This window comes from Lacinutrix sp. Bg11-31 (assembly GCF_002831665.1).
In the GTDB taxonomy this organism is placed as follows: Bacteria; Bacteroidota; Bacteroidia; order Flavobacteriales; family Flavobacteriaceae; genus Lacinutrix.
In genome coordinates this window covers 1,733,837-1,750,116 of the sequence record NZ_CP025118.1, presented here as the reverse complement: position 1 = coordinate 1,750,116, position 16,280 = coordinate 1,733,837, and the positions used below count along the sequence as shown (strand labels likewise).

The following is a 16,280-nucleotide window of genomic DNA, read 5'->3' as shown; positions in this document are numbered from 1 at the left end:
TCTTCTTTAAAAATCAAGAGTGATTTTTTTTACTCCTTATTATATACAGTAAAAACAACTTCTTTTTTCATTACTGAAAGCGTAACCTGCTTCATTGTAGACTTCTTAAGTTTTTCGACCGCAGATTTTTCAATTTCAAAATCTATTTTAGTAACATAACCTTTTAAGGGATGTGCAGGATCGCATTCAAACTCAAGCATATCAGAGTTTAAACTTAAAGTATAGTCATTACCTTCAATAAGTAATTTAGCGCCATTTTTAGTTTTAGTTTTTAAACGACCAATAGTAAAAGTTTGTAAATAGTAGTAACCACCAAGTTCGTTGTATCCAGCATACATAACATTACTAGTAGAAACAGCAAGAGGTTCTCCATCTCCAGAGGTAATTATAGATTCAATATATTTTTCGTCTTCTTCTTTATTCTCAATTTGTTTACTTCCAAATAACTTTCCAAAAACACCCATACTTTATTTTTAATTTAATTTCAAAGCTAATAAAATTCATCATAATTAACTTAATAATTCAGACTTGAAAAAAATTGTTAACTCATTACTTAAAATTTTTAACTTCTTCCTATCTTTGCACCTCATTAAAAAATAAGACAATGCAAGACGGTTTATACGCAAAATTTAACACGAATAAAGGTACTATTTTAGTAAATCTAGAATTTAAAAAAACTCCTGGTACAGTAGGTAATTTTGTTGCTTTAGCAGAAGGAAATATGGAGAACACGGCTAAGCCTCAAGGAACTCCTTATTATGATGGTTTAAAATTTCATAGAGTAATTGCAGATTTTATGGTTCAAGGTGGTTGTCCACAAGGCGCTGGAACTGGAAATCCTGGTTATAAATTTGACGATGAGTTTCATCCAGATTTAAAACATAGTGGACCTGGAATATTGTCTATGGCAAATTCTGGACCTGGAACTAACGGAAGTCAGTTTTTTATAACTCACATTGCTACAGATTGGTTAGATGGTAATCATACTGTATTTGGTAATGTAATAGAAGGACAAGATATTGTTGATGCTATTGCTCAAGGAGATTCTATTGAAACTATGGAAATTGTAAGAGTAGGTAATTCCGCAGAAAAATTTAATGCTATCGAAGCTTTTAGAACATTTGAAGGTTCTCGCGAAAAAAGAGCAGCAGCAGAAAGAGCAGAAAAAGTAGCAGAATTAGATAAGTACTCAGCAGGTTTCGACCAAACAGAAAGCGGATTACGTTACCAAATTCTTCAAAAAGGAACAGGTGTTCAAGCAGAAAAAGGAAAAACAGTTTCTGTACATTATAAAGGAAGTTTAACAGATGGTACTGTTTTCGATTCTTCTTACAAACGTAACGAGCCAATTGACTTTGCTCTAGGAATGGGACAAGTAATTGCTGGTTGGGACGAAGGTGTTAGCTTACTTAAAGTAGGAGATAAAGCACGTTTTGTTATACCAAGTGATTTAGGATATGGATCTAGAGGAGCAGGAGGAGCAATACCACCAGATGCAACTTTAATTTTCGATGTAGAATTAATGGCAGTAAAATAAGCAGATTACCACTTTTTTATAAAAAAAAAGTAGTGAATCGCTTATGCTCACTAAAGTGAGTATCTCATTAAATAAAAGTTATTACTAAAATTTAGTAACAAATATAATTCTAAAACGTCTCATATATATGAGGCGTTTTTTTATGCGCAACATTTAGTATTTTTATTCAATCAATCAAAAAACCACCAAAAATGAAAACCAAAGTCTTTATTTACACTTTACTATTTGCGCTAATATTATCTTGTGGCAAAGCAGCAAATTATTCGCCAGGATTTATTAAAGACACTACTGGACGCTATTTGTTTAATACAAATGAAGTAATAGAGGTTTATTTTGAAAATAACGAACTCTTTTTAAAATGGAGAGGAGCAGAAAAAATAGAACCTATATATTTAGATAAAAACACCTATTTTGTAAAGGAAATGAATAAGAAAATTCAATTCTTGAAGCATCCTGAAACCGAAGTGTTTTATATTTCTGAGATTTCCGAAGATGAAAAAGCAGAAATAACTTATAATTATAAAAAATTACCAGACTCTGTTCTAGTACCAAGTACCTATTTAAAAAATAAAGAATACGATAAAGCATTGGAAGGCTATTTAGCCATCCAAAAAGAAGATTCTACAAGTGCTTTTTTAAATCAATATGATTTTAATAGGCTTGGTTATAAATTTCTCAATGATAAAAACTATACAGATGCTATCGAAGTTTTTAAATTAAATTCAGCATTACATCCAACAAGTGACAATGTTTACGATAGTTTAGCCGAAGCTTATGCTAAAAGTGGAGATACTTTACAGGCTTTAGAAAACTATAAAATGGCCTTGAAATATAATACAGGAAATAGACGTGCTAAAAGTTTTATTGCTGCTTATAATAACAAGTAATCTGTTGTCATTCCTGCGAAGGCAGGAATCCATAGTAATAGAAAAGCATAACTTTTTGTCTTCGCAGGAATGATAAACGATTTAACACAAAAAAAATGACAAACCAAGAACTTGAAAACTTAAAATATCCAATAGGAAAGTTTCATTGTCCTGTAGAGATTACCGAATCTCATATTCAAGAATGGATTTCTGTTTTAGAGCAGTTTCCAAACCGTTTAGAAACTCTAGTTGCCAACTTAAATAATAAACAACTCGATACGTTATATAGACCAGAAGGATGGACAGTTAGGCAAGTTGTACACCATATTAGCGATAGCCACCATAATAGTTACACACGTTTTAAGTGGGCAATGACGGAAGATAATCCTGTTATTAAGGCTTACAATGAAAATACTTGGGCACAACAACACGATTATAAAGAACCTTTAGAAAACTCACTATTACACATTAAAGTAATCCATGCTAAATTGGTACACTTTGTAAAAGGTCTTTCTTTTCAAGATTTAAAACGTACGTTTATTCATCCAGATGGTAATGAGGTTGTTGCTTTAAATGAAAACTTAGGTGTTTATGCTTGGCATTCTAATCATCATTATGCGCATATTGAGCGGTTGATGAAAAGAGAGAATTGGTAGTTGTTGAATTGTTTTTATTTCAATTGAATTTTTTAAGTTCGAAATTATTGTGACGGATTTGTATAAGAACAGTAGGGCGGAAAAAACGCACGAACCATTCGGTTGAACACAAGTCGAATTTTTAAATTTTACTTATTATTTTTTTTCTCAATAAGCCAAATTTAAAAATTTATAAACCTCGAAAAGTGCTGTAAACATTGGGTTAAGTGCCAATTTCCCTATTGTTTTTATACGTTGTTGCCAGTAGGCTTTCCCGCTTAGTTTTTCGCTCTTTCTTTTTTCCTTTGCTCTCTACGATATTCAGCATCAGTTTCAATTTCCCAGTCTCCATTTTCATCTTTAGATAATCTATGCCTAAAGTATTTAAGCAACACAAGTGCTGAATCTATTTTAGTTTCTGAAATTCTTGTTGATTTTAAACTCTTACCTTCTTTACGAATTTTATACTCAATCCCATAATCGTTTTTAACTAATTCGGATTGCCATTTGTACATTTCCAAGCTATCTAAAGTCTTGTAATATTTGTTTTCAATTTCTTTGAATTTAGGATAATATGCTAACGCTGTATCTGCTTTAGTTACGGATTTGGCCGATATTAAAGTATCTCCATTTCTCGTTACTTTATATGAAATGCCATAGTCACGTTTAGCATTCTTTAATATGAATTTTAGTCGAGCTAAAGAGTCTCTAAGTTTATTATTGTTATCTAAAGTTTTATTCGCAATTCGCAAAACTTCTTTCTGTGAGATTTTTTTTCCGTCAATGTAGAAATTACAATCGTTTACAAATTTTTCAATTTTATCAGCGTACTCTTTTGTTTTCTCATCTATAATTGAGTCATTTCTAATTGACTTTTCTATAATTGCATTTTTTTTAGAAACTTGATGCTCAAGTTCAAAAATATAATTGCCTAATATTAACAACAAAATTAAACTTACAATTGTTGCAACCGTTAATAAAAATATGATTGATTTATTTTTCATCTTTTACCTTTTTTAATAAATCAATAATCTCGTCTATATCATTTATTCCACTATCTAAATCTCCAATTTTTATAGCATTACATTTTCCTTTGTGTTCTTCAATCTTGGCTTGATATAATTCGTCAATTTCTAGTCTTTCTACTTTACAATCGATTTCTCCCTTAAATATGCCTACTGAATATCCAACTCCAATAAGAAAGACAATTGAAGTAATTGCTCCAACAGCCTGAACCCAAGTCCTTTCAAAGAATTTTATTTCCTTTTCAGATTTTTTCTTTTTATCCTTTGGCATAATTTAATTCGTAATTTTTAATCATAGACGGATTTTTTTCAAGCTTACTGCCAACTTTCTACTCTGATATGAAATCGTTTAAATGTTTTACCTCAGCAGTTATAGTAATTTCGAAGTTAGCTGTTTTTTTTGATAAAACAAAGGCGTTTTTCTTAACAATTAACCACTATTTTTTACGACCTATAAACTCTTCCATAGTGTCATAAATACCAAGAAAACTACCAGCAAACCAATCGAAAAAATTAACAGAAAAGAGGGCTTGTCCTATTCTTGCTAATCTGTACATATATCCAGGAATAGTTACCATTCTTTTCTTTTTTTCAATGGCTTTTAAAATGGTGAGTGCAGCTGTTTCAGGTTCAAGTATTGGTAATTTAGACTTTACACCATCAAACATTCCTGTATTTATGTAGTATGGCATTATGGTGGTGACGTAAATGTCTTTTTTTAGCTTTTTCATTTCTAACCTTAAACTGTCCGACCAACCAATTAAAGACCATTTACTTGCTGCGTAAACCGACATTTTCGGATTAGAAATTAATCCTCCAGAAGATGCTATATTACAAATATGACCAGCGTTTTTTGTAATCATGCCTTCTAAAAACTCATGAGTAATAAGCATTGGTGCATTAGCATTAATAGCCATTGTTTTAGTAATGTCTAATGTTGTGTGTTCATTAAAATATTTACCTATAATAATGCCTGCATTATTTATTAGAACATCAATACTACCATAATCTTGCTTTACTTTTTTAGCTGCATTTTGAATTTGCTCAACATTTGAAATATCGACTTTATGACCTACAATTTTTCCTATTGAAGATAATTTAGAAACGGTTTCGTTTAAATTTATTTCGTTAATATCCCAAATAATAACTGTTGCTTGTTTTTCAAGAAATAAGCGTGCTAGAATTTTTCCAATTCCTGAAGCACCACCTGTAATTAGCACTGTTTTGTTTTGTAGTTGCTTCATGTTAATTTTGGGCTTATGTTATCAATAGAATAACAAATATATGTTTTTACTTTTTGAGTTTGTTTGCGCAATTCAACTTCATTATCTTTAACTCATGAGCAAAACCATCCAATTCGACGATTTTACTAAAGTAGATATTCGTGTAGGTACAATAATAGAAGTTAACGATTTTCCAGAAGCTAGAAATCCAGCATATCAATTAAGAGTAGATTTTGGAGATTTGGGAGTAAAGAAAACATCTGCGCAAATAACAACGCTTTATAAAAAAGAAGACTTACTAAACAGGCAAATTCTGGCAGTAGTAAATTTCCCTACAAAGCAAATAGGTAAATTTATGAGTGAGTGTTTGGTGCTTGGAGCAGTAGATGGAAAAGACGTAATCTTGCTAAATCCTGAGGTTTCAGTTAAAAACGGAAGTACGGTTTCATAACGATGCAAGACTTAGATAATGTAACCATAAACTTTGATGCCAACGGACTCTGGCTATTAAATATAGCACTAGCAGTCGTTATGTTTGGTGTCGCTTTAGGTATTACAACTACAGACTTTAAACTACTTTTAAAAGAGCCAAAATTATTAGTAGCAGGTGTTTTATCGCAATTTGTACTCTTGCCATTGGTTACTTTCCTTTTTGTTTTGGTTATAGAACCACAACCAAGTATTGCGTTGGGGTTATTTATGGTCGCAGCTTGTCCTGGTGGAAATATTTCTAATTTCATGACGCATTTAGCAAAAGGAAACACAGCGTTATCTATAAGTTTAACCGCTTTTGCTACAGTTTTAGCCGTCTTTTTAACACCTCTTAATTTTGAGTTATATGGTAACTTATATCAACCAACAGCAAGTGTATTGCAAACTGTCAACATTAGCTTTTTAGAGTTATTAAAACTCGTGTCTCTTATATTAGGTGTGCCGTTAATACTTGGTATGTTGGTTAGAAATAGATACGAAGCTTTAGCAATCAAACTTTCGAAACTACTAAAACCTTTATCTATAATTGTTTTTATAGCTATAGTCTGTATTGCGTTTTATAAAAATCTAGATGTATTTATGGGTTATGTAAAACATGTTATTGGTATTGGGATAACACATAATATAATAGCATTACTCTTAGGCTTTTTGGTAGCGAAACTATTCGGCTTATCTCTTAAAAATCAAAAAACGATAATGATAGAAACTGGTATTCAAAATTCTGGTTTAGGATTGTTATTAATCTTTACTTTTTTCGATGGATTAGGAGGTATGGCAATAATTGCCGCTTTTTGGGGAATCTGGCATATTATATCAGGTTTAGTATTATCCTTATATTGGTCCCGAAATTCTAATTAAAACCTAACTAAAAACTACCGCTTGAAATCACTTTTACTTTTTTGTGTTAAAACGTACATAAGTATTGGCTTGTTTTTCTATTTCAAAAAAATTGAAGTTAGAAAACCATTAAACATGCCAAAAAATGAACCTGTTTTATTTCTAGGCAATCACCAGAATGCTTTATTAGATCCTTTATTGTTAGCAATAACATCTGGAAGATACACGCATTTTTTAACGCGAGCTCAAGTTTTTAAAAAACCATTGGTAAGTAAAATTTTAAAGACATTACAATTGATACCAGTTTATAGAGTACGTGATGGTTGGCAGAGTATTAAACAGAATAACACTATTTTTAAACAATGTGTATCGTTATTAAATGCTAACGATGCAGTTACTATTTTTCCAGAAGGAAGCCATAATTTAAAGCGTACGGTTAGACCTTTAAGTAAAGGATTTACAAGAATTGTTTTAGGTGTTTTAAATGAAAACCCGAGTACTAAATTATTATTAGTTCCTGTTGGTTTTAACTACCTAAATGCGACTTCATTTGCAGATGAAGCATTGGTTTGGTTTGGAGAACCCATTGCAGTTTCAAAATATAATTTTAGTAATGAAAACGAAGCTGTAAAAAAACTAAAGGAAGATGTATATCAAGAATTAAAAGGCTTAACAACCCATATTGAAACGGAGAATTACAATAGGGCGCTTTTAAATTTAGAGCGTTTAAATGTTGATTTTCTAGAACCAGAAAAGGTTAATAATTGTATTGCATCAAGTTTTAAATCTTGCCAACCTAAAAAGAGAAAAAGTAATGGTTACTTAAAGTTGTTTTTTATACTGCTTTTAAAGGTTGTTTGCATTGTTCCTTATTTTGTTTGGAAAAAGCTTGCGCAGCCAAAAATTAAAGAAATAGAGTTTACAGGTACTTTTAGGTTTGCCATTGTTATTACTTTAGCACCATTATGGATAGCGTTATTAGCTATTGTGTTGTCTGTTTTCTTCTCTGTAAGTATTGTTGTTTATTTTATTATTTCAGTTTTAATAATAGCTTTATTAGCAGTTAAACTTTAGTCAAAAAAAAAACACCGTTTCGTAAGAAACAGTGTTTTAAAATTAATAGCCAAGGCTAATAGTTTGTTTTATATATCGTCAAAATCTACATCTGTAAATCTACTTTCTGCAGCAGTTCCTTCGCTTGTAGTTTCTGTTTCTGTAGTAGAAGCAGCTTCAATTGGAGCAGGAGTATCATATTCCTTTTTAAAATCTTTTTGATGACGATCACTAATCACTTCATCACCTTTTTCAGCAATAACATAATCTGTCATTTCCTGTAGAATGCTGTTAAACTCGCTAAAATCTTCTTTATATAAATAGATTTTATGCTTCTTGTAGTGAAACGAGCCATCATCATTTGTAAACTTTTTACTTTCTGTAATAGTTAAGTAGTAGTCTTCAGCTTTAGTCGCGCGAACGTCAAAAAAATATGTGCGTCTTCCGGCTCTTAAAACTTTAGAGTAAATTTCCTCTTTCTCCATCATCTCGTTATTGTGCATAGTTGTAATTTGTTATTATTGTCTTTCAAAAATATAAAAAAAATAAAACCACGCAACATTTTAAGGTTTTTCTTTTAACAGATTTATTATTTAAATAGAGGTGTTTTCACTCAATTGCTTCAAATAAAGGTCTTTATAGTAACCAGCGTTGTCAATAAGTTGATTGTGTGTTCCGTTTTGTACAATCTTACCATCATCTAGCACAATAATATGGTCTGCATTTTTAGCTGAAGAGATTCTGTGACTCACAATTATACTCGTTTTTCCAGCTGACACCTTTTTAAGATTATTTAGAATTTTTTCTTCGGTTTCTGTATCAACTGCCGAAAGACAATCGTCGAACAACAATATTTTAGGGTCTTTAATAATTGCTCTGGCAATAGAAACACGTTGTTTTTGTCCACCAGATAATGTAATACCACGTTCTCCTAAAATAGTTTCGTAACCATTTGTGAATTTAGTAATGTTTTTATGAACTTGAGCATTTTTGGCAGCAGCTATAACTTCATCATTAGAAGCATTTTCTTTACCAAACTTTATATTATTGTTAATGGTGTCACTAAATAAAAAGGCATCTTGTGGCACGTAACCAATGGCGTCTCTTAAACTAGTAAGGTTTAGTTTGTCGATTGCTTTATTATCTATTAATAACTCGCCTTTATCAATATCGTAAAGCCTTCCAATTAAATCTAATATGGTCGATTTTCCAGAACCAGTCTTTCCTATTATAGCTAAAGTTTCACCAGAGTTCACTTTAAAGCTAACACCTTGTAAGGCTTTAATGTTTGTGTCATCGTAAGTAAAATGAACATTTTTAAATTCAATATTTCCACCAATAATAGAAGGTTCGGGAGTATTGTTTTTTATTTCAGGTTCAATTTTTAGAAACTCGTTTATACGTTTCTGCGATGCTTCTGCACGTTGAATAATAGACGTTACCCAACCTACAGTTGCTACAGGCCAAGTTAGCATGTTTACATATATTATGAATTCAATAATATTTCCAAGGGAAATTTCGCCATTAATATATTGTTTACCTCCAATATAAATAACTATAATATTACTAATACCAATAAGCAACAACATCATTGGGAAAAAGAAGGCTTGTATACGAACTAAACTTAATTGTTTCTCTTTACTTGTTTTTGCGAGTGTATTAAAATCGGCTTGCGTTTGTGGTTCAATACCATACGCTTTAATAACCGAAATACCACTAAATGCTTCTTGAGTAAAAGTCGAAAGTTTAGATAAATACTCTTGTACAACTGTACTGCGTTTGTGTATTTCTTTACTAATTAAATAGATTAAAACTGATAAAATAGGTAATGGAATAATTGTGTAAAGCGTTAATTTTGGCGCTTCCTTAAACATAAACGCTAAGGCCACAACAAAAAGTGTAATAGTATTTATGCTGTACATAATTGCTGGTCCAGCGTACATTCTTACTTGTCCAACGTCTTCACTAATTCTATTCATTAAATCTCCGGTTCTATTTTTTTTATAGAAGTTTAAAGAGAGCTTTTGGTATTGCTGGTAGATCTCGTTTTTTAGATCAAACTCAATATAACGCGATACATTTATAATGTATTGACGCATAAAAAAGGTTAATATTCCTGCTATAATAGCAGTCCCAATAATGAGTAGGATATTGTTTAATAATTCGCTTTTAAAATCTGCAATAGAATTTTCAGGATGCTGTAATTGGTTATTTACAATGTCTATAATAGACCCAATTAATTTTGGCACATATACCTTAAAGAGAATTGAGATAATTGTAATAGCAATCCCAATTAATAATTGCGTTTTATATTTTAAGAAATACTTATTAAGATGCTGTAATTCTTTCATTTACAGTTTAGTGTTTTAGATTAAATTATGAAATACTCAATTTAATAGTTTTATTTTTGCAATAATATCAATATTTATTATTTTTACGCGTTCATTTTATGGAATCGGTAAAATGCAACCCAAATTAATAAAATTATAATCTATGGTTTCAGAAGTTTTAAACACCAACGAATTACATAAAATCGATCCAGTATTTGGACAATTATCATTCGATAATCACGAACAAATAGTTTTTTGCAACGACAAAGATAGTGGATTAAAAGCAATAATTGGTATTCATAATACGGTATTAGGACCTGCTTTAGGAGGTACCAGAATGTGGCAATACAATAACGAATGGGAAGCGCTAAACGATGTTTTGCGTCTCTCTCGTGGCATGAGTTTTAAAGCAGCCATTACAGGTTTAAATCTTGGAGGAGGAAAAGCGGTAATTATAGGTGATGCTAAAACACAAAAAACACCAGAGCTAATGAGACGTTTTGGTGCCTTTGTACATTCTTTAAGTGGTAAATATATTACTGCTGAAGATGTTGGTATGGAAACTAGCGATATGGATTTAGTTCGCGAGGTTACACCTTATGTTACAGGAATATCAGAAAGTAAAGGAGGAGCAGGAAATCCATCGCCAATTACAGCTTATGGTGTTTTTATGGGAATGAAAGCTGCCGCAAAATACAAGTTTGGAACAGATGTTTTAGAAGGTAAGAGCGTACTCGTTCAAGGTATTGGCCATGTTGGCGAAACCCTTGTAGAGCATTTAACAAAAGAAGGCGCAAAAGTTATTATTACAGATATAAATGAAGAACGTCTTAACGAAGTAAGCTCTAAATATGGCGCACAAATTTATAGAGGAAATGATATTTATTCTGAAGCTGTAGATATTTATGCGCCTTGTGCTTTAGGAGCGACTATAAACGATGAAACTATTAATAAAATACAAGCTAAAATAATTGCTGGAGCTGCTAATAATCAATTAGCAAACGAAAAAATACATGGACAGATGCTACAAGACAAAGGCATTGTTTATGCACCAGATTTTTTAATTAATGCAGGTGGTATTATTAATGTATACGCAGAATTAGAGAATTATGGTAAAACAGAAATTATGCGTAAGACAGAAAATATCTACAATACAACATTAGAAATATTAAATAATGCAGATATAAAGAACACATCAACACATCAAGCAGCATTAAATATTGCACAAGGAAGAATTGATGCTAGAAAAAAAGAAAATTCTAGCAACTAATATTAATTAATAATTGGTATTAGTATTCATAAAATATACTATTTTTGCAGAGCGAAAGTGACCATCACTTTCGCTCTAATTTTTTTAAGTTCTTTGTAAAGATGCTAAGTAGAAGACACATTCGAATTAAAGTTATGCAAGTGCTTTATGCCTTTAGAGGTAGTGAAAGCGATGATTTTTCAAAAGATCAAAGATTTTTGTTAAACAGTATAGATAATATGTACAATCTATATTTGCTAATGCTTTCTTTAATGATAGAAGTACAAAAACGTGCCGAAACTCATTTAGAGAGAAGTAGTAAGAAATATCTACCTACAGAAGAAGAAAAAAATCCTAACCGTAAATTTGTAAATAACGAAGTGCTTGCCATGCTTAAAAATAATGAGCAATTACAAGCAAAGTTTGAAGCACACCATATTAATAATTGGGAGCTAGATACAGAATACGTAGAAATTATTTTTAAAGAAATTTTAGCTAGCGATATCTATAAAGAGTATTTAGAAACAACAACTTCAAACTTTAATACAGATCGTAATTTTATTGTAGATGTTTTTAAAGAAATAATTGCACCTAACGACAAGCTTTACAATTATTTAGAAGACAAGCATTTAACTTGGTTAGACGATTTGCCTACAGTTAATACTACGATACTTAAATTGTTACGTAAAGTTAAAAAAGATTCTAGTGCATTTCATTTTTTACCGAAACTATATAAGGATATAGAAGATAAAGAATTTGCTATTAAGTTGTTTAAAAAGACGCTGTTAAACCAAAACGCTTTAACCGAGGAAATCTCTAAAAAAACAACCAATTGGGATAGCGATCGTATTGCAAGTATAGATCTTATGTTGCTTAAAATGGGAATTTGTGAGATTCAAAGTTTTCCATCTATACCTACTAAAGTAACTATTAATGAATACTTAGAAGTTTCTAAAGAGTACTCAACACCAAAAAGTAGTGTCTTTATAAATGGTATTTTAGATAAGCTTGTAAAAGAGTATCAAACCGAAGGAAAACTAAATAAAATTGGTCGTGGCTTGATGTAGTTCAAAAATATTGTTATTTTTGCATCGAATTACCAAAATATTAAAAAATTAAATTATGAAAAAAGTAGTATTATTATTTAGCGCAGTATGCATGATAGCATTAACTTCATGTAAAGAAGACGCAACAAAAGCTGTAGACGACACAAAGGTTGCAGCAGCAGCAGTTAGAGACGAAGCAGCATCTAAATTTCCAGTAATTGAGTTCGATAAATCAGAACACGATTTTGGTGAAATTATTAATGGTACTCCAGTTGAAACTGTATTTTCATACAAAAACACAGGAGAAACTCCTTTAGTAATTACAGATGTAAAGAGTTCTTGTGGTTGTACTATTCCTAAAGATTGGTCTAGAGAGCCTTTAGCTCCTGGAGCAGAAGGTAAGTTTACAGTTAAATTTAATGGTAAAGGAAACAACAAAATTTCTAAAGCTATTACAGTAACTGCAAATACGGAAAAAGGTAGAGAAGTAGTTAAGATTTCTGCTTTTATTAAGCCAGATCCTAACGCACCAGCTAAAGCAACTCCATTATCTCCAGTTATTAAATAATGGGTGATCTTATGAGTATGCTACCAATAGTAGCAATGTTTGCTGTAGTATATTTCTTTATGATAGCACCACAGATGAAACGTGCTAAAAATGAAAAAAAATTCGCGTCAGAGTTAAAACGTGGTGATAAAGTAGTTACTAAAAGCGGTATGCATGGTAAAATTGCAGAGCTTAATGAGAAAGATAGTAGTTGCATTATAGAAACTATGTCTGGAAAATTAAAGTTCGATCGTGCTGCAATTTCTATGGAAAGCAGTAGAGCATTAAATGCACCAGCAAAAATAAAAAAGTAATTCTATTTTAATTACATATTTAAGAACCTCAAGTTAACGCTTGAGGTTTTTTGTTTAAAACTGTTTTACTATTTTACATAAAAAAGGGAGCGCTATTTGTTCTACATTTCTCGATGTATTATCTTGTTACGATATAACTTATTTTTATTATGATTACTCTTAAAGAATTAGCCGAAAAACTTAACGTTTCTATATCAACTGTGTCCAAAGCGTTAAACGGAAGCAGCGAGATTGGAGAAGCTACAGTTTCTCGTGTAAAAGAGGCGGCTAAATTGTATAACTACAAGCCCAATAGAGCCGCTCTTAATTTAAAGAATAGTAAAACAAAAACCATAGGTGTCATTATTCCCGATATTTTAAATCACTTTTTTGCTAAAGTACTATTTGGTATAGAAAAAGAATCTGCAAAACTAGGCTATAACATTATAACCTGTTTGTCTAACGAGTTGTACGACAAAGAAGCTAATAGTTTAGAATTGCTAGCAAACGGAAGCGTAGATGGTTTTATTATGTCTATTTCTGAAGAAACCCAAGTCACTAATAAAACTGATCATTTAAAAGATATTTTAGATCAAAAAATTCCTATTTTAATGTTCGATCGTGTAGCAGATGCAATTGATTGTGATAAAGTTGTTATTAACGATTTTCAAGCAGCCTATAACGCAACTATGCATTTAATAAAAGAAGGTAGAAAAAACATGCTTTTAATTAATAATATAGATGGTTTAAGTGTTGGTAAATTAAGAGCAAAAGGTTGTTTTAAAGCCATTGAAGATGCTAAACATTACAATAGTAATTTAACTGAATTAAAAATTCCTAAAATTTCAGAATTAGAAAAAGAAATCAATTTATTTTTAAAAAATAATAAAGCGATTGATGGTATTATTTCTATTGATAATATTTCTGGAGTTATTGCATTAAATACAGCAACTAAAAAAGGATATAATATACCTAAAGAACTATCTATAATAGGTTTTAGTGATGATAATGTTTTACCTTTTACAAGTCCTAAATTGTCTACAGTTACCCAGCATAGTGATGCTATTGGTGAAGCTTCTGTACAGTTGTTAATTAAACGTTTAGAGTCTAAAGAGCCTTTAGAAACTGTTGTTAAGACTATCGATTTTTCGCTTAATTTACGCGAAACAACGTTATAAGTTTTGTTTTAATATACTTTACTTACTTATTATAATAGGAGTTATGCTCTGCTAGCAATTTTTATACTTATCATGTAAACCACCTCCTTTTAATATCATTGGCTTAATTTTTTCAAACCTTGATGTTTTAGTGTTATCGCGTTTTGCTTCAATGATATAATTACAATATTCTCGTTGGCAAGATGGAGAAAGTTTATTAAAAGCAGTTTTAAAGCTAGTATCGTTTTTTATTTCTTCAGATAAAAGTTCTGGAATTACAACATCTTTTTTTGTGGTACGAATAGGTTTTAATTCTTTACCTAATTTTTGATTTTCAATAGCTTCTTTAATATAGGTTAAAACTAAAGGTTTATTTATATCTTCTATAGTTTCAAAACGCATTTGTCGTAGTGCTTTTGTTTTTTCTTTGGCTTTTTCTAGATAGTTTTGTTCATCTTTTAAAAACACACCATTAAAAAACCAAATACAAAAGTGCTTTTTAAAAGCGCCTAAACCTAAAACGTTCTTGCCGTTTAAACTATAGGTTGGAGCAGACCATTTTATGTCTTCATCAAGATTAGTAGATAATGTTAGCTCACGAAGTAGCTCTAAGGCTTCTTTAAAATGCGTATTGTTTTCTATGTATCCTTCTACCGAATTTGCTTTTTTCATCTCTATAGAAAGCTAATAGCGTTCTTAAAGCGATTTTCTGTTGGTCTTAAGAGTATTAAATAAATAAGAATTAATATTCCAAAAAGTATAAACTCTGGTTTTAGAATTAAAATAATAAATGCAGAACCTTCTAAAATAGCCCAACGTGCTATAGAAGCAGTTTGAAATACGCTTAAGTTAAAGTCTTCAGTAGCATTTTTATCTGCTTTTTTAAGTAAAAATTTATATATAAAGTTACTTGCAACAAACGCTATTAGTGGTATTGCTATGTATAAGTAATCGTCTGTAGAAACCTCTGAGGTGTTAAAAATATCACCACTAGAATTTATATTAGATAATACAATATAGGCAACAATAACACCAGCACATAATGCTAAGTGAATAATTTGTAGTGTTTTAATGTTTGGTTTCATATGTTTATTTTTTAACACGTAAAATCTTTTCCATTTTACGTCCTCTGGCTAGCTCTTCTATTAGTTTATCTAAATAACGTGCTTGTTTGGTTAAAGGTGTTTCTATATCTTCTATCCTGTAACCACATATTACGCCTTTAATAAGTTCTGCGTTTGGGTTTAATGTTGCACGTTCAAAGAAGGTTTTAAAAGTTACTTTCTCATCAATTAACTCTTGTAGCTTTTCTTCGTTAAAACCGGTTAGCCATTCAATTACAGTGTGTAACTCTTTAATTGTTCTACCTTTTTTTTCAACTTTGGTAACGTAATGCGGATAAACAGAAAAAAACTTCATTTCTGAGACTCTTTTATCGTGTTCAGGTGTTGTGGTCATAGTGTATTCTTTATTCTTAAAAATAAGAAAATTTAACGACAATTAAATTAGTATTTAACTGTGTTTTTTCCAATACCGTTTTCCGTAGCTGCAAAATATTTCTTCACCAGATTTAATTTTCTTAATTGCTTTTAAGCAAACATTATCATTGGCATCTAAAGTTATTTCTGCATTTTTTTTAAAATCGCTATTAATAGCATCGTTGGCATACTTTGCAAAGCAATTAGTATGCATACTGTCCATAATAGTACCATCTAATAAATTTATAAAATAGCGATCGCTGTTTTGTTTGGCTCTTTCTTCGGCTTCTTTAGCATCGAGAATTTCTCCTTTAAACAACGTTATTATTTCATTTTTAAAGATATCTATTGCAGTAAATAATCCATTGCCAGCATTTTGTATTTGAGACGTTTTTATGTATAGATAATCTTCCTCAGAAGCTTCAATAGTGTTGGCGTCTATGTAGTTTTTTTCAGGATCTGCTACTTTCAAGTTTAAGATGTTTTGATTTTATATAGGTACTTAAAAGTGT

Annotated in this window: 21 protein-coding genes; 11 read left to right on the top strand and 10 right to left on the bottom strand. The window is 30.8% G+C overall.

Annotated elements, in window-relative coordinates:
* Positions 1-29: 29 nt before the first annotated feature.
* On the bottom strand, positions 30-464 hold the full coding sequence (locus tag CW733_RS07865) for a hypothetical protein (protein ID WP_100996671.1): 435 nt from the start codon (positions 462-464) through the stop codon (positions 30-32).
* A gap of 140 nt (positions 465-604) precedes the next feature.
* Here CW733_RS07865 and CW733_RS07860 point away from each other — a divergent pair, with 140 nt between their 5' ends.
* From CW733_RS07860 to CW733_RS07850, 3 genes are all read left to right on the top strand, one after another.
* Complete coding sequence (locus tag CW733_RS07860) at positions 605-1,537, top strand: peptidylprolyl isomerase (RefSeq protein WP_100996670.1); 933 nt, start codon at positions 605-607, stop codon at positions 1,535-1,537.
* A gap of 191 nt (positions 1,538-1,728) precedes the next feature.
* A complete protein-coding gene (locus tag CW733_RS07855; RefSeq protein WP_100996669.1) occupies positions 1,729-2,424 on the top strand; it encodes a lipopolysaccharide assembly protein LapB in 696 nt (231 codons plus the stop codon).
* Positions 2,425-2,519: 95 nt separating this feature from the next.
* The gene (locus CW733_RS07850; RefSeq protein WP_100996668.1) at positions 2,520-3,059 is read left to right on the top strand and encodes a YfiT family bacillithiol transferase; all 540 of its coding nucleotides are present in this window, start codon (positions 2,520-2,522) and stop codon (positions 3,057-3,059) included.
* 257 nt (positions 3,060-3,316) lie between these two features.
* Here CW733_RS07850 and CW733_RS07845 read toward each other — a convergent pair whose 3' ends face one another.
* The 3 genes from CW733_RS07845 to CW733_RS07835 form a co-directional block, all read right to left on the bottom strand.
* Positions 3,317-4,042 (bottom strand): hypothetical protein, encoded by a 726-nt coding sequence (locus CW733_RS07845; RefSeq protein WP_100996667.1) that lies wholly within the window; start codon positions 4,040-4,042, stop codon positions 3,317-3,319.
* Complete coding sequence (locus CW733_RS07840) at positions 4,032-4,334, bottom strand: hypothetical protein (protein WP_100996666.1); 303 nt, start codon at positions 4,332-4,334, stop codon at positions 4,032-4,034. Before CW733_RS07840 ends, CW733_RS07845 begins: the two co-directional genes overlap by 11 nt.
* Positions 4,335-4,500: 166 nt before the next feature.
* Positions 4,501-5,307: an SDR family oxidoreductase gene (locus CW733_RS07835; protein WP_100996665.1), complete on the bottom strand. Its 807-nt coding sequence runs from the start codon at positions 5,305-5,307 to the stop codon at positions 4,501-4,503.
* Positions 5,308-5,401: 94 nt separating this feature from the next.
* Between CW733_RS07835 and CW733_RS07830 the strand changes: the two genes are divergently transcribed.
* Genes CW733_RS07830 through CW733_RS07820 form a run of 3 tightly spaced genes read left to right on the top strand, consistent with a single transcriptional unit; the run spans position 5,402 to position 7,689 of the window.
* Entirely contained in the window at positions 5,402-5,737 is a 336-nt protein-coding gene (locus CW733_RS07830) for a tRNA-binding protein (RefSeq protein ID WP_100996664.1), read from the top strand.
* Between the two features lie 2 nt (positions 5,738-5,739).
* Complete coding sequence (locus CW733_RS07825) at positions 5,740-6,636, top strand: bile acid:sodium symporter family protein (RefSeq protein WP_100996663.1); 897 nt, start codon at positions 5,740-5,742, stop codon at positions 6,634-6,636.
* A gap of 21 nt (positions 6,637-6,657) precedes the next feature.
* Positions 6,658-7,689, top strand: a complete 1,032-nt coding sequence (locus tag CW733_RS07820; RefSeq protein WP_232730411.1) for a lysophospholipid acyltransferase family protein — start codon at positions 6,658-6,660, stop codon at positions 7,687-7,689.
* 68 nt (positions 7,690-7,757) lie between these two features.
* Here the strand turns inward: CW733_RS07820 and CW733_RS07815 are convergent, their stop codons facing one another.
* Positions 7,758-8,171 carry a PUR family DNA/RNA-binding protein gene (locus tag CW733_RS07815; protein ID WP_100996661.1) on the bottom strand — a complete coding sequence of 138 codons (414 nt, stop codon included), beginning with the start codon at positions 8,169-8,171 and terminating at the stop codon, positions 7,758-7,760.
* A 90-nt stretch (positions 8,172-8,261) separates the two neighbouring features.
* Entirely contained in the window at positions 8,262-10,019 is a 1,758-nt protein-coding gene (locus tag CW733_RS07810; RefSeq protein ID WP_100996660.1) for an ABC transporter ATP-binding protein, read from the bottom strand.
* Positions 10,020-10,161: 142 nt separating this feature from the next.
* On the opposite strand from CW733_RS07810, the gene CW733_RS07805 reads away from it, so the two are divergent.
* The 5 genes from CW733_RS07805 (at position 10,162) to CW733_RS07785 (ending at position 14,311) form a co-directional block, all read left to right on the top strand.
* Entirely contained in the window at positions 10,162-11,268 is a 1,107-nt protein-coding gene (locus CW733_RS07805; RefSeq protein ID WP_100996659.1) for a Glu/Leu/Phe/Val dehydrogenase, read from the top strand.
* A 101-nt stretch (positions 11,269-11,369) separates the two neighbouring features.
* Positions 11,370-12,314 (top strand): transcription antitermination factor NusB, encoded by a 945-nt coding sequence (gene nusB / locus CW733_RS07800; RefSeq protein ID WP_232730410.1) that lies wholly within the window; start codon positions 11,370-11,372, stop codon positions 12,312-12,314.
* 55 nt (positions 12,315-12,369) lie between these two features.
* A complete protein-coding gene (locus tag CW733_RS07795) occupies positions 12,370-12,861 on the top strand; it encodes a DUF1573 domain-containing protein (RefSeq protein WP_100996658.1) in 492 nt (163 codons plus the stop codon).
* Complete coding sequence (yajC, locus tag CW733_RS07790; protein WP_100996657.1) at positions 12,861-13,154, top strand: preprotein translocase subunit YajC; 294 nt, start codon at positions 12,861-12,863, stop codon at positions 13,152-13,154. The genes CW733_RS07795 and yajC overlap by 1 nt, the downstream gene beginning before the upstream one ends.
* A 149-nt stretch (positions 13,155-13,303) precedes the next feature.
* Positions 13,304-14,311, top strand: coding sequence for a LacI family DNA-binding transcriptional regulator (locus CW733_RS07785; protein WP_100996656.1), 1,008 nt, complete (start codon positions 13,304-13,306; stop codon positions 14,309-14,311).
* Between the two features lie 51 nt (positions 14,312-14,362).
* Here the strand turns inward: CW733_RS07785 and CW733_RS07780 are convergent, their stop codons facing one another.
* From CW733_RS07780 to CW733_RS07765, 4 genes are read right to left on the bottom strand one after another with little or no spacing between them, the layout of a single operon-like run.
* The gene (locus tag CW733_RS07780; RefSeq protein ID WP_100996655.1) at positions 14,363-14,962 is read right to left on the bottom strand and encodes a YdeI family protein; all 600 of its coding nucleotides are present in this window, start codon (positions 14,960-14,962) and stop codon (positions 14,363-14,365) included.
* Positions 14,963-14,964: 2 nt separating this feature from the next.
* Complete coding sequence (locus tag CW733_RS07775) at positions 14,965-15,375, bottom strand: MFS transporter (RefSeq protein ID WP_100998737.1); 411 nt, start codon at positions 15,373-15,375, stop codon at positions 14,965-14,967.
* Positions 15,376-15,379: 4 nt separating this feature from the next.
* Positions 15,380-15,748, bottom strand: a complete 369-nt coding sequence (locus CW733_RS07770) for a DUF2200 domain-containing protein (protein ID WP_100996654.1) — start codon at positions 15,746-15,748, stop codon at positions 15,380-15,382.
* Between the two features lie 54 nt (positions 15,749-15,802).
* On the bottom strand, positions 15,803-16,240 hold the full coding sequence (locus CW733_RS07765) for an SET domain-containing protein (protein ID WP_232730409.1): 438 nt from the start codon (positions 16,238-16,240) through the stop codon (positions 15,803-15,805).
* Positions 16,241-16,280: the final 40 nt, after the last annotated feature.